The 12,197-nt window shown below is 67.4% G+C and carries 12 protein-coding genes; 9 read left to right on the plus strand and 3 right to left on the minus strand.

Going from position 1 to position 12,197, the window contains the following annotated elements:
• Window positions 1–278: 278 nt before the first annotated feature.
• Together AC1MFL_RS12510 and AC1MFL_RS12515 are read left to right on the plus strand one after the other, a co-directional pair.
• Window positions 279–1,943, plus strand: coding sequence for an ABC-F family ATP-binding cassette domain-containing protein (locus tag AC1MFL_RS12510; protein WP_479810138.1), 1,665 nt, complete (start codon window positions 279–281; stop codon window positions 1,941–1,943).
• A gap of 272 nt (window positions 1,944–2,215) precedes the next feature.
• Window positions 2,216–3,676 carry an amino acid permease gene (locus tag AC1MFL_RS12515; RefSeq protein ID WP_479810139.1) on the plus strand — a complete coding sequence of 487 codons (1,461 nt, stop codon included), beginning with the start codon at window positions 2,216–2,218 and terminating at the stop codon, window positions 3,674–3,676.
• 100 nt (window positions 3,677–3,776) lie between these two features.
• Here AC1MFL_RS12515 and AC1MFL_RS12520 read toward each other — a convergent pair whose 3' ends face one another.
• Complete coding sequence (locus tag AC1MFL_RS12520) at window positions 3,777–4,499, minus strand: dienelactone hydrolase family protein (protein WP_479810141.1); 723 nt, start codon at window positions 4,497–4,499, stop codon at window positions 3,777–3,779.
• A 581-nt stretch (window positions 4,500–5,080) separates the two neighbouring features.
• Window positions 5,081–5,257 (minus strand): CsbD family protein, encoded by a 177-nt coding sequence (locus tag AC1MFL_RS12525; RefSeq protein ID WP_479810142.1) that lies wholly within the window; start codon window positions 5,255–5,257, stop codon window positions 5,081–5,083.
• Window positions 5,258–5,454: 197 nt separating this feature from the next.
• On the opposite strand from AC1MFL_RS12525, the gene AC1MFL_RS12530 reads away from it, so the two are divergent.
• The 6 genes from AC1MFL_RS12530 (at window position 5,455) to AC1MFL_RS12555 (ending at window position 10,390) form a co-directional block, all read left to right on the plus strand.
• On the plus strand, window positions 5,455–5,913 hold the full coding sequence (locus tag AC1MFL_RS12530) for an SRPBCC family protein (protein ID WP_479810144.1): 459 nt from the start codon (window positions 5,455–5,457) through the stop codon (window positions 5,911–5,913).
• Window positions 5,913–6,608: a pentapeptide repeat-containing protein gene (locus AC1MFL_RS12535; protein ID WP_479810146.1), complete on the plus strand. Its 696-nt coding sequence runs from the start codon at window positions 5,913–5,915 to the stop codon at window positions 6,606–6,608. Before AC1MFL_RS12530 ends, AC1MFL_RS12535 begins: the two co-directional genes overlap by 1 nt.
• Window positions 6,609–6,775: 167 nt before the next feature.
• Complete coding sequence (locus AC1MFL_RS12540) at window positions 6,776–8,005, plus strand: thiolase family protein (RefSeq protein WP_479810148.1); 1,230 nt, start codon at window positions 6,776–6,778, stop codon at window positions 8,003–8,005.
• Window positions 8,005–8,811, plus strand: a complete 807-nt coding sequence (locus AC1MFL_RS12545) for an enoyl-CoA hydratase/isomerase family protein (protein ID WP_479810150.1) — start codon at window positions 8,005–8,007, stop codon at window positions 8,809–8,811. Before AC1MFL_RS12540 ends, AC1MFL_RS12545 begins: the two co-directional genes overlap by 1 nt.
• 2 nt (window positions 8,812–8,813) lie before the next feature.
• Window positions 8,814–9,686 carry a 3-hydroxyacyl-CoA dehydrogenase family protein gene (locus tag AC1MFL_RS12550; protein ID WP_479810152.1) on the plus strand — a complete coding sequence of 291 codons (873 nt, stop codon included), beginning with the start codon at window positions 8,814–8,816 and terminating at the stop codon, window positions 9,684–9,686.
• Between the two features lie 95 nt (window positions 9,687–9,781).
• On the plus strand, window positions 9,782–10,390 hold the full coding sequence (locus AC1MFL_RS12555) for a GNAT family N-acetyltransferase (protein WP_479815452.1): 609 nt from the start codon (window positions 9,782–9,784) through the stop codon (window positions 10,388–10,390).
• Here the strand turns inward: AC1MFL_RS12555 and AC1MFL_RS12560 are convergent.
• Window positions 10,387–11,220, minus strand: coding sequence for an SGNH/GDSL hydrolase family protein (locus AC1MFL_RS12560; RefSeq protein ID WP_479810154.1), 834 nt, complete (start codon window positions 11,218–11,220; stop codon window positions 10,387–10,389). The genes AC1MFL_RS12555 and AC1MFL_RS12560 overlap by 4 nt on opposite strands.
• Before the next feature lie 213 nt (window positions 11,221–11,433).
• On the opposite strand from AC1MFL_RS12560, the gene AC1MFL_RS12565 reads away from it, so the two are divergent.
• A complete protein-coding gene (locus tag AC1MFL_RS12565; RefSeq protein WP_479810156.1) occupies window positions 11,434–12,189 on the plus strand; it encodes a tyrosine-protein phosphatase in 756 nt (251 codons plus the stop codon).
• The last annotated feature ends 8 nt before the right edge of the window (window positions 12,190–12,197 follow it).

The following is a 12,197-nucleotide window of genomic DNA, read 5'->3' on the forward strand; positions in this document are numbered from 1 at the left end:
TCATCCCGCCGACACGGTGGTGGCGCCGAACGGCCACGGTCGACGACGGCGGCGCTCGCCGCCGAACGGCCACGGTCGACGACGGCGGCGCTCGCCGCCGGGGGTCGGCCCGGGCCCCCGGCCCGGGGCCGGCAGGAGCCCCAGTACCCCACGAACAGCCGACGGTGTCATACTGGACGACGCACACCGCCGCCGCACGGGGCACGACGCACGACCCCGACGCGCGACGCCGACGCACACCGCCGCCGGGCCGGCTGGCACTTACTTGCGAGGACTCCTTGAGCGAACATCTCCGCCTTTCGGGCGTATCCCATGGTTGCGGGGACCGCCAGCTGTTTGCCGGCGTCGAAATTGCCATCACAGCCGGTGAACACGTGGCGATCGTCGGCGAAAACGGCGCGGGGAAATCCACGCTGCTCCGGATCCTGGCCGGGCTCGAGGCCCCTGACGAGGGGAGTGCCGTCAGCCAGGGCCGCGTCGGGTATCTTGCCCAGACCCTCGGCCTGCCGGCCGCGTTCACTGTGAGCAGCGCGATCGACGCCGCGCTCGAATCGCTCCGCGCCATGGAGGTCGAGATGGACCGCCTGGAAGACGGGCTGGCCGGCGCGGAAGCGGACGAACTGGAGCGTTACGGGAACCTGCAGACGCAGTACCAGCTCCGGGAAGGCTATGCCGCGGAATCCCGGGTGGAGGCGGCGCTGGACCGGCTTGGCCTGGGCGGACTGGACCGGATGAGGACCCTGGGCTCGCTCTCCGGCGGGGAACAGGAACGGGTGGCGCTGGCCTGCGTGCTGGCCGACCCCGCGGATATCCTCCTCCTGGACGAACCCACCAACCACCTGGACGCCAGCGGCACGGCCTGGCTGGAGGCGCGGCTGGCCGCGCACCGCGGAACCGTGGTGGTGGTCTCGCATGACCGCGTCCTGCTGCGCAAAGTGGCCTCAACCGTGATTGAAGTGGATGCCGAACGCCTCACGGTCAACCGCTACGGCAACGGCTATGAAGGCTATCTGCGGGAGAAGGCGGCCGAACGCGAGCGCTGGGCGCAGCAGTACCACGGGTGGCTTGATGCGATGGCGGCCGAGCGGCTCCAGGCGGATACCGTCGCGGGGAAGATGGGCTACGCCCGCCAGCGCGACAACGACAAGATGGGGTTCGACTTCAAAGCCGGCACGTGGCAGAAGGCGGCCACCAGCAAGGTCCGCAACGCCCAGGAGCGTCTCCGCAGGCTGGAGGAAAACCCCATCGACCGTCCGCCGGTGCCCCTGAAGCTGGCCACGGATCTGCGGGCCGACGTTGCCGCGGGCCCCGCCCTTGAAGCGCGGGGAGTGACCGTGCCGGGCCGGCTGGAACCGACGGACTTCCGGGTGGAGGCGGGCCAGAAGATCCTCATCACCGGTCCCAACGGGGCAGGCAAGTCCACGCTGCTCTCCGTCCTCGCGGGCACGCTGGAACCGGCCCAGGGCACGGTGGTGCGGCACGGCCGGATCGGGTACCTGCAGCAGGAGCTGGAGCTCCCGCAGCGCCCGGGGCTGCGTCTCCTGCCCGCATTCGCCGCGGGCCTGGGCGGCAACATCGATGAGCACGCCGAGGCGCTGCTGCGGCTCGGGCTGTTCCGGACCAGCGAATTCCACGTCCCGGTGGGCAGCCTGTCCGCAGGGCAGCAGCGCCGGCTGGCGCTGGCCCGGCTGCTGCTGGGCGGGTTCGGGACGATGCTCGTCGATGAGCCCACCAACCATCTGGCGCCCGTGCTGGTGGAACAGCTCGAAGCGGCCCTCTCGGACTTCGCCGGGACACTGGTGATGGTCAGCCACGACCGCGCGCTGGGGGAGTGGTTCAGCAACTGCGCCCGTGACAGCACCGGCAACCGCGCCGGCCACGGCACAGGGGCCGGTGCCGGGAACTGGCTCAGGTACGGGATGCGCGACGGCGCCCTGGCCTAACTGACGGACCCGCCGGCATTTAACGGGCCCATTTCGAAGATTATTCGGCACTAGAGCCCAGCGGGCGCCGATAATTAGTGAGAACGCCCCGCTGGTGTTGCCCGCGTCACGGCCGGGCCCCGAATGCTAGTACGATGGATGAGCCGCGCGAACTTCGACGCTTGTGAGGTTCGGTACATTGCTTGGTCCCCGCGAGGGGTCCAGGCCCGAATTTTGTGTACTTGAATCCACGGTCCCTTCCCGGCCATACCTCGACCTACAAGGAATCAGCTGTGCCATCAAACACCCCCACAGAACTTAAGAGCCCGACGGCGCCACCCGCCGTCGTCGACTCAACTCTCAGCGCCGAGGGCTACCAGAAGTCCCTGAGCGGTCGCCAGGTCACCATGATCGCAATGGGCGGCGCCATCGGCGTCGGCCTGTTCATGGGTGCCGGCGGGCGGCTGGCCTCCACGGGCCCCGCCCTGATTTTCTCCTATGCCCTGGCCGGCGTCATCGCCTACCTGCTGATGCGCGCCCTGGGCGAGCTCATCATGTACCGCCAGACGTCGGGCTCCTTCGTCAGCTACGCCGGCGAAATGTTTGGTAAGAAGGGCGCGTACCTGTCCGGCTGGATGTACTTCATCAACTGGGCCATGACCGGCATTGCCGAGCTCATCGCGATCGGACTCTACTTCCAGTTCTTCTTCCCCAACGTGCCGGTGGAACTCTCGGCCATCGCGGCACTGCTGCTGCTGGTGGGCGTCAACCTCCTGAGCGTCAAGGCGTTCGGCGAATTCGAGTTCTGGGCCTCCGTCCTCAAGGTCGGCGCCATCCTGATCTTCCTGGCCGTGGGCACCTTCATGGTGGTCACCAACGCCCAGGTGGGCTCCGGCCACGCGTCGGTCAGCAACCTCTTTGCAGCCGACGGCGGAATGTTCCCCAAGGGCGGCCTGGTCATGATCCTGGTCCTGAACGCCGTGATCTTCGCCTACAACGGCATCGAGCTCGTCGGCATCACCGCCGGTGAAATGCAGGACCCGGCCAAGGAAGTTCCCAAGGCCATCCGCGCCGTCGTCTTCCGCATCGTGGTCTTCTACGTCGGTTCCGTCACCCTCCTGGCCATGCTGCTTCCCTCCGACCAGTACGTGGCCGGCACCTCCCCGTTCGTCACCGTGTTCGGGCAGATGGGCCTCGGCTGGATGGGCGATGTCATGAACATGATCGTCATCACCGCCGCGCTGTCCTCCTGCAACTCGGGCCTGTACTCGATCGGCCGGGTCTTCCGCACTATGGCCAACAATGGACATGCCCCGCACTGGCTGACCAAGATGTCCAAAACGCACGTGCCGTACGCCGCCATCCTGGCCATCGGCGCCGTCTACCTCGTCGGCATCCTGCTCAACATCTGGCTCGGTGGCTCGCACGCCTTCGACCTCGCGCTGAACTCCGCATCAATCGGCGTGATCTTCACCTGGGGCGCCATCTTCGCCAGCCAGATCGCGCTGCGCAAGACCAAGGGCAAGGTCTCCTCGCTGCCCGCACCGGGCGGCGTCTGGACCAGCTGGGCCGGCCTGATTTCCCTGTTCGTCATCACCGTGCTGATCGGTTTCGACACCATGACCAGCAAGACCGGCGAGGTCTTCCAGCTTGGCCTTTGGACCCTGGCGACCATCCCGTTCTTCGCGCTCCTGCTGTGGCTTGGCTGGCAGAAGGTCAAGAACAACGAGCCGACGAACGCACTCTTCAACTAGGGCTTTTACAGAAGTACGACGACGGCGACGGTCACCGTCGGCGCGGCGTCAAGACAAAAAGGGGAGAGCCGAGGCGCTCCCCTTTTTGTCTGCCCGTGAGCTACAGGCCCGGCATAAGGTGCGCGGCGAAGTGGGCTTCGATCCGCTGCCAGGCTTCCGCCGCCGCTTCCGGGTCCGGCTTGATGCCCATAACGCGGAAGAGCGGCCGGAGTGGACGCGGTCCCACCTCGGCGTCGTTCATGAAGCCGTGGCCGGCACCAACGAACTCCTTGATGTCGTTCTCGATACCCAGGGTGTCCAGCGTGGCTGCGAGTTTCGCCGCGGCCCCGGGCAGGGTGCGGTCCGCCTTGCCGAAGTTGCCCACCACGGGACATGCTCCCCGCAGGGCTTCCTCCGGGTCCTTGGGCAGCCTGCCGTAATTCACGGCCGCCGCATCGAAGCCGTCCCTGGCGACCAGCAGGGCGAAGCCGCCGCCCATGCAAAAACCAATGACGCCAATCTTGCCGTTGGTGCGCCCCGACTGCTTCAGCCACTCCCGTGCGACGGCCAGATCCGTGAAGGCCTTGCCGGAGCCGGACGAGAGCGACCGCATGGTGGAGACCAGGCAGCGGCGCGCTCCGCCGTCGCTGAACAGGTCCACAGCCAGCGTCAGATACCCGGCCGCTGCCAGCCGGTCCGCCTGGCGCCGCGAGATGTCGTTGAGGCCGAACGCCTCATGGATCATCAGGACGGCGGGAAACGGGCCCGTTCCTTCCGGCTCCGCCAGGTAGCCGCGCAGGCTCGGGGATCCGGGGGCGGCCGCACTGAGGTCGATGATCGCCATGGAGCGGACCTTTCTTCGGGGGCTGGTGTTACCCGAGAGTCTCACAAATGCGGCGGCCACAAGGGGCGGCCCGCCGCGATGTTCCCGGCGGCGCGTGCGTGGGGCCACATGGGGCTGCGTCGGGCTGGCCGCCGGGGACGGGCTGGCCGCGGGGGACGGGCTTCCCTCCGGGGGAGGATCCGCTCCGGCGCCTAACCTCGCATCCGTTGGACGAGGATGGCCGCTATTCGGGTCGGTTTAGCGGCCATTTGTGGTGAATCGGTGGGGCTGGGCCGCTGTGTGGGCTGGTTTAGCGGCCATTTGTGGTGGATGGGCATCTCCGGGCTCCCCGCAGGGCGTTGGTCAGGCCGGGGTCGCATCCGTTGGACGAGGATGGCCGCTATTCGGGTCGGTTTAGCGGCCATTTGTGGTGAATGGGTGGGCCGGGCAGCTGTCCGGCGTGGTTTAGCGGCCACTTGTGGAGAAGCGACGCTCCCGGGCGCCTACAAACTGGGGTGCCTCGATGCCACCAATCCGGGCACAAAAAAGCGGCGTCGGCCATCCCCCAAAGGAAAGTCCGACGCCGCTTTAATACTGAAGGACTAGTCCTTCTTGACTGCGTCCTTGACGTTTTCGCCGACCTTCTTTGCGTCGGCTACGACCTGGTCCTTCTGGCCCTCGGCGCGCAGCTGGTCATTGTTCGTCGCGTTACCGGTGGCTTCCTTGGCCTTGCCGCCCAGGTGCTCCGCTTCGTTCTGAATCTTGTCTCCGATACCCATGGTGTGAACCACCTTTCGTTTCCGGTTGAAATTCAATGTCTATCCACCATAACACAAAGCATGCTTACTAAATCAAGGGGGATTCGTGTTCAGGTCGGAACTGACGTGGAAATCCGGCGGGAATCGCGTGGAGACGAAGCGGGATTCCGGCGCCGGAGGGGTGAAATCCGCAGCGAAGCCGGGCTAGGCTCGATCCCATGGATCACACAACCAGCCTGACCCAGCACGTCAATGCCCCGGCGGACAAGGTGTGGGCGGTGGTCTCCGACATCCCCGGTTCGGCCGCCACTTTGTCCGGCATCAATTCGATCCAGATGCTGAGCGAGGGCCCGTACGGCGAGGGCACGCGCTGGAAGGAAACCCGCAAAATGATGGGCCGGTCGGAGACCGTGGAGATGTGGGTGGCCCAGGCCGACCCGCCGCGGAGCACCACAGTGAAGGCGCGCCAGGGCAGCACGGACTACACCACCCGCTTCACGCTGGCCGACCGCGACGGCGGCACGGACCTCACGCTGACTTTTGGCGCCGAGATGGCCAGCCCCTCCCGGATGAGCAGGCTGGCGCTTGCGCTCTTCGGCAAACTGGGCATGCTCATTACCCGCAAGGCCCTCGCCAAGGACCTGGCTGAAATCGCGGCCAAAGCCGAGTCGCTCTGATGGCGCAGGGCACCGGGGCGGCCAACTCGCCCAAAACCCGCAAAGCACCCAAGGTTTCCCCGCCGCGGCTCAGCCCCGTCCGGCTGGCGGAGCTCACCGACGACCCGTCCCCGGATTTCCAGTCCGGGGAACGGTACGACGGCGTCCGGTACAGCAGGGCATCAGCCGACGGGCTCGACCTGGGCGGCACCGACTTCGCCGAATGTGAATTCCAGGGCGTGTCCTTCAACGAGACCCAGCTGCGCGGCGCCTCCTTCCGGGACTGCATCTTGGCCGAGGTGTACGCGCCCGTGTTCACGGCGCCCCGCAGCATCCTGCGCGACGTCGAGATCGGCAACCCCCGCTGGGGTTCCGCGGAGCTCTACGAAAGCGGCTGGCAGTCGGTGCGGATCGACGGCGGCAAGCTCGACTACGTGAACCTGCGCGGTTCCAAGCTCACGGACGTGCAGATCAGCGACTGCATCATCAATGAACTGGATCTCGGGTCCTGCGCGGCGACCCGGGTGGCGCTGAAGAACTGCACCATCGGCACCCTCGACGTCGCCGGCGCCCGGTTCAAGGACTTTGACATCCGCGGCACCGACTTCCGAGCCATCAGCGGACTGGAAAGCCTCGCCGGCCTCGTTATTGACGACTACCAGCTCGGGCTGCTGGCCCCGCTGATGGCAAGCCACCTCGGCGTCGTCGTCGCGTAATCCGGCGGGGATTCGGTTGACCCCCTTGCCCCGCCGTGTAATCTTTATAGAACGAACGGTCAGTAAATTGGCGCGCCAGCGGGTCGAACGCAGACGCCGGCGCCGATGAGAGTTCTTTCGATGACAGATTCGATGACAGAGACGTTTATCGCGTGAAGGGTGTACCCATGGCATCAGCAGCAGCAGGACCACAGGCATTTCTCGTAGGCGGCGCCCGCACTGCCGTGGGCCGCTACGGCGGGGCACTCTCCGCGGTCCGCCCCGATGACCTGGCCGCCCTGGTGGTCCGCGAGGCTGTGGCCCGTGCCGGGCTGGACCCCGACAGCATCGACGAGGTCATCCTGGGCAACGCCAACGGCGCCGGCGAGGAAAACCGCAACGTCGCCCGGATGGCCACCATCCTGGCCGGCCTGCCGCTGCACATCCCGGGCATCACCGTGAACCGGCTTTGCGCGTCCGGCCTGAGCGCCATCATCATGGCCAGCCACATGATTAAGTCCGGCGCCGCGGACATCGTGATTGCCGGCGGCGTGGAATCCATGAGCCGCGCCCCCTGGGTCCAGGAGAAGCCGACGACGGCGTTCGCCAAGCCGGGGCAGATCTTCGACACCTCCATTGGCTGGCGCTTCGCGAACCCGCTCTTCCAGAAGGGTGAGCTCTCCCGCGGCGGGAAGATGACGTACTCCATGCCGGAAACGGCCGAGGAAGTCGCCCGCGTGGACGGGATCACCCGCGAGGACGCCGACGCCTTCGCCGTCCGCTCCCATGAACGCTCCCTCGCGGCCATCGCCGCCGGCCGCTTCGCCGACGAGATCGTCCCGGTCACGGTCAAGACCCGCAAGGGCGAAACCGTCGTCGACACCGACGAGGGCCCGCGTGCCGGCACCACCATGGACGTCCTTGCTGCCCTGCGGCCCGTCGTCGCCGGCGGCTCGGTGGTCACGGCCGGCAACTCCTCCACCCTCAACGACGGCGCCTCCGCCATCATCGTCGCGTCCGAGGCCGCCATCGAACGCCTCGGCCTCACCCCGCGCGCCCGGATCATCGACGGCGCCTCCGCCGGCTGCGAACCGGAAATCATGGGCATCGGCCCGGTTCCGGCGACCCAGAAGGTGCTCGCCCGGACCGGTCTGAGCGTCGGGGACCTCGGCGCCGTCGAACTCAACGAAGCCTTCGCCACCCAGTCGCTGGCCACCATGCGCCGGCTCGGCCTGGACCCCGAGATCGTGAACCGCGACGGCGGCGCGATCTCCCTGGGGCACCCGCTGGGCTCGTCCGGCTCACGGCTCGCGATCACCCTGCTGGGCCGGATGGAGCGCGAGGACGCCCGGATCGGCCTCGCCACCATGTGCATTGGCGTGGGCCAGGGCACCGCGATGCTGCTGGAGCGCGTCTAATGGCGGCCGCCGCGACGGGTCTGGACCCGCAAGATTTCAGCACCCTGCTGATCGAGGAGCGCGAGGACCGGCTGGTGGTGCTCCTGAACCGGCCCGAGGTCCGCAACGCGATCGACCAGCAGATGGTCGAGGAGCTGCACGCCGTCTGCGCCGCGCTGGAGCAGACCCCGAAGGTGCTGATCATCGCCGGCACCGAGGGCGTCTTCGCCTCCGGCGCGGACATCGGGCAGCTGCGCGAACGCCGCCGCGACGATGCCCTGCAGGGGATCAACTCCACCATTTTTGTGCGGATCGCCAAGCTGCCGATGCCGGTCATCGCGGCCTTGGACGGCTTCTGCCTGGGCGGCGGCGCGGAGCTCGCCTACGCCGCGGACTTCCGGATCGGCACACCCTCGGTGCGGATCGGTAACCCGGAAACGGGACTGGGCATCCTCGCCGCGGCCGGTGCGAGCTGGCGGCTGAAAGAGCTCGTGGGGGAGCCGGTGGCCAAGGAAATCCTGCTGGCAGGCGCCGTGCTGCGCGCCGAGCGGGCCCTCGCCGTCAACCTCATCACCGAGATCCACGAGGCACCCGAGCTGATGGCGGCGGCCCACGCCCTGGCCGACAGGATCGCCGGACAGGATCCGCTCGCGGTCCGGATCACCAAGTCGGTGTTCCACGCCCCCGCCGAGGCCCACCCGCTGATTGACCAGCTGGCGCAGGGAATCCTTTTTGAATCCCAGGCCAAGTTCGACCGCATGCAGGCTTTCCTCGACAAGAAGTCAGCCAAGAAGTCCGAGCAGGATCCAGACCGGAAGAAGAACTGAAGATGAGCAACTCCGTACTCCCCGCGAACCTCCCCGACAACGTCGGAGTGCTCGGCGGCGGCCGGATGGGGGCCGGCATCGCGCACGCCTTCCTGATCAACGGCGCCAACGTCCTCGTCGTCGAGCGCGACGACGAATCAGCCGAGGCGGCCCGCGAACGGGTGGAGTCCGCGGCGGCCAAGAGCATCGAGCGCGGCGCCACGGACGGCAACCTGGACGAGATGGTCTCCCGGCTCTCGGTCACGGTCGACTATGACGACTTCAAGGACCGCCAGCTGGTCATTGAGGCCGTCCCCGAGGACTGGGACCTGAAAGTCGCCTCGCTGCGCGGGATCGAGGAACGCCTCGACGACGGCGCGTACCTCGCCTCGAACACCTCGTCCATCTCGGTCAACGCGCTGGCCCGCGAGCTGGCGCGCCCGCAGAACTTTCTGGGCCTGCACTTCTTCAACCCGGTGCCGGCCTCCACCCTGATCGAGGTCGTCCTCGGCGAGCACACCTCCGAGCAGCTTGCCCAGGCGGCCCGCGGCTGGGTCGACGCGCTGGGCAAGACCGCCGTCGTCGTCAATGACGCCCCCGGCTTCGCCTCCTCACGCCTGGGGGTCGCGATTGCCCTCGAAGCGATGCGCATGGTGGAAGAGGGCGTGGCGTCCGCCGAGGACATCGACAACGCCATGGTCCTCGGCTACAAGCACCCCACCGGACCCTTGCGGACCACGGACATCGTGGGGCTGGACGTGCGCCTCGGCATCGCCGAATACCTTGAGTCCACGCTGGGCGAGCGCTTCGCTCCGCCCCAGATCCTGCGCGACAAGGTGGCCCGCGGCGAACTCGGGCGCAAATCCGGCAAAGGCTTCTTCGACTGGAGCAAGTGACAGGACCGGGTGACCGGCCCCCGCCCGCCCGGCCCCCGCCCGCCCTGCCCCTGGGCCGGCCCTGCCTCTAGGATGGTGCGGTGACTTCCCCGGAGCTGCCCGCGATCGCCCCCATCACCCTGACCGGCAAGTACGTCGTCCTTGAGCCGCTGAGCCCGGACCACCACGACGGTCTCGTCGAGGCGGCCCGGGACGGCGAACTCTGGGACCTCTGGTACACCAGTGTGCCCGCCCCGGAACAGATGGCTGCCGAGATCGAACGGCGCTTGGCCCTGCAGGAGAGCGGCTCGATGCTGCCCTTCACCACGCGGCTGATTGATCCCGCCACCGGCGGACCGGGCCGGGTGATCGGCATGACCACCTACATGAACATCGACGCCGCCACGCCCCGGGTGGAGATCGGCTCCACTTGGAACGCGGCGTCCGCACACGGCAGCGGCAGCAACCCGGACTCCAAGTTGCTGCTGCTGCGCCACGCCTTCGAAACGCTGGGCTGCCCCGCCGTCGAGTTCCGGACGCACTGGCTCAACCACCAGTCGCGCGAGGCGATCGCGCGGCTGGGTGCCAAACAGGACGGCGTGCTCCGCAGCCACACCCGCAGCGTTGACGGCTCGCTGCGGGACACCGTGGTGTATTCCATCCTGGAACACGAGTGGCCGATGGTCCGCAATGCCCTGGAGTACAGGCTGGCCAAGCGGCGCTAGGGAGCCGAATAGGCGCTGGCGCCGTTCAGTGATGCGAAGTACGCCTCGTAGCCCGCAGCGTTCGGGTGGAAATTATCGGGGCTGCCCAGGTTGGCAAGGTCGAGGTTGATCCACGGATTTGCCGAGTTGATACCGTGGCCGGAGAAAGCGGCCCTGACGTCGACGTACGTCGCCCCCGCGGCCCCGGCGGCGATGGACGCGTTCAGGCCATCAGCCAGGAGAGTGGCTTTGTAGATGAAGACGGACATCGGATCGGTCTGGCCGGCGGGGACCGGATCGTAGAGGTAGGGGTAGCCGGTCACCACAATCTTGGCGTTTGGCGCGGCAGCCTTCACACTCTGAACCATCGCGGCCACCTCGCCGGCGAGTTCTCCGCTGGCGATCTTGCCCGCCGCGAAGTTGCTGGCAGTGTCACACAGTGGGGCGGCGGTGGGATCGACCATGGCAGCGCCGCAGTAAGTGAAGATATCCCCAACCTTGAGGTTGTTGCCGCCGGCGGTGATGGTCACCAGTTCCGTGCTCTTGTTCAGCTGGCGCAGCTGGGTGTTCACGACGTCCTCGGTCGTTTTGCCGCTGCAGGCCGCGTTCGTGACGAGCTTGATGGCTTTGTCGTCAGCGGCGAGTTCGGAGTAGGTGTTGTCACTGCGGTAACAAATATTGTCCTGGTACGGTCCCGCCCCCTGCCCGGCGGCGTACGAGTCACCGAGCGCGATGTACGAAGTCTTGTCGACGGCCTGCGCCGGGACCGCCGCCAAGCCGGCTGCCATCGCCAGAGTGGCGAGACCGGCCGCTAGAGCCGTTCGCCGGCGTCGAAGATTCAAGATTCCCATGGTGTTCCCCTCAGTAGCACGTAGGTTCAGCCCTCCGCGCCGCGAGGTGGTGTCAGTCCCGGCAGGCGAGCTGAAAAGAGCCCGGCGGCTACCGGGTTCACCGTCACCTTACGTGGACGCATACACCCCGCACCATGCCAATGGTCCCGTTGTGGAGAACTTTCCTGAATCCGGCCCGTGGGTCGGCGCCGGTGCGTGTGCTTAGCTTTCAGGATGACGATTCCTGCCACGCCCGGCGGCCAAACCCAGGGGACGGCCGTGCCCGGAGCGGCGGCCGTGCGCGCGGCCGCGGACTGGGACGGGGCGGTCAACGCCTGGCACGTCGCCGGCAGCGTGTTCCGGATGGGACGCCGCGAGTGGCTCACTGACGCCGGGTGGCATCAGGCGTACGACGGCGGCATCCGCACGGTGATTGACCTCCGCAACCCGGACGAGATCCGCCGCCGCGACACTGATCCACAGGTGAGCCCCGAGACTCTGGCGACGTTCGACGTCGTGCATGCCCCCACCGAGGATCCCGGCAACAGCGAATTCCGCGAGCTTTGTGTTCCCTACCTGAACGATCCGGCGTCATATGCGGACAATGCCCGGATCTTCCCCGGGAACCTGGCCCGGGTCTTCAGTGCCGTCGCGGCGGCGCGGGGCGGCGTCGTGATCCACTGTTCAGCAGGCCGCGACCGCAGCGGGATGATCGCGGCCATGCTCCAGGACCTCGCCGGAGAGGGCGAGGACGCCATTGCCCAGGGCTACGAGCACGCCATGCGGGGCATCAACGAGCACCACCGGGCATCGGGGATCCCGCATCCGCACGAGCGGTATCTGCCCGAGGAAATCCTCGCTCCAATGCTCGCAGCGCGGCTGGAAAGCCTGCTGCGGTTTGTGCGCAGCGTGAGGACTCAGGATTTCTTACGCCACAATGGGGTAACGGACCGGGAGCTGACTGCCATTCTGGCCAAATTGGGGCGCTAGAGTAACCC

Source organism: Arthrobacter sp. BG3, from assembly GCF_056680185.1.

What these genes read in the sequence shown, in the direction of transcription:
- AC1MFL_RS12520 (WP_479810141.1), bottom strand. Translation starts at nt 4,499, where the DNA reads ATGGCGATCATCGACCTCAGTGCGGCCGCCCCCGGATCCCCGAGCCTG.
- AC1MFL_RS12525 (WP_479810142.1), bottom strand. Translation starts at nt 5,257, where the DNA reads ATGGGTATCGGAGACAAGATTCAGAACGAAGCGGAGCACCTGGGCGGC.
- AC1MFL_RS12530 (WP_479810144.1), top strand. Translation starts at nt 5,455, where the DNA reads ATGGATCACACAACCAGCCTGACCCAGCACGTCAATGCCCCGGCGGAC.
- AC1MFL_RS12535 (WP_479810146.1), top strand. Translation starts at nt 5,913, where the DNA reads ATGGCGCAGGGCACCGGGGCGGCCAACTCGCCCAAAACCCGCAAAGCA.
- AC1MFL_RS12540 (WP_479810148.1), top strand. Translation starts at nt 6,776, where the DNA reads ATGGCATCAGCAGCAGCAGGACCACAGGCATTTCTCGTAGGCGGCGCC.
- AC1MFL_RS12545 (WP_479810150.1), top strand. Translation starts at nt 8,005, where the DNA reads ATGGCGGCCGCCGCGACGGGTCTGGACCCGCAAGATTTCAGCACCCTG.
- AC1MFL_RS12550 (WP_479810152.1), top strand. Translation starts at nt 8,814, where the DNA reads ATGAGCAACTCCGTACTCCCCGCGAACCTCCCCGACAACGTCGGAGTG.
- AC1MFL_RS12560 (WP_479810154.1), bottom strand. Translation starts at nt 11,220, where the DNA reads ATGGGAATCTTGAATCTTCGACGCCGGCGAACGGCTCTAGCGGCCGGT.
- AC1MFL_RS12565 (WP_479810156.1), top strand. Translation starts at nt 11,434, where the DNA reads ATGACGATTCCTGCCACGCCCGGCGGCCAAACCCAGGGGACGGCCGTG.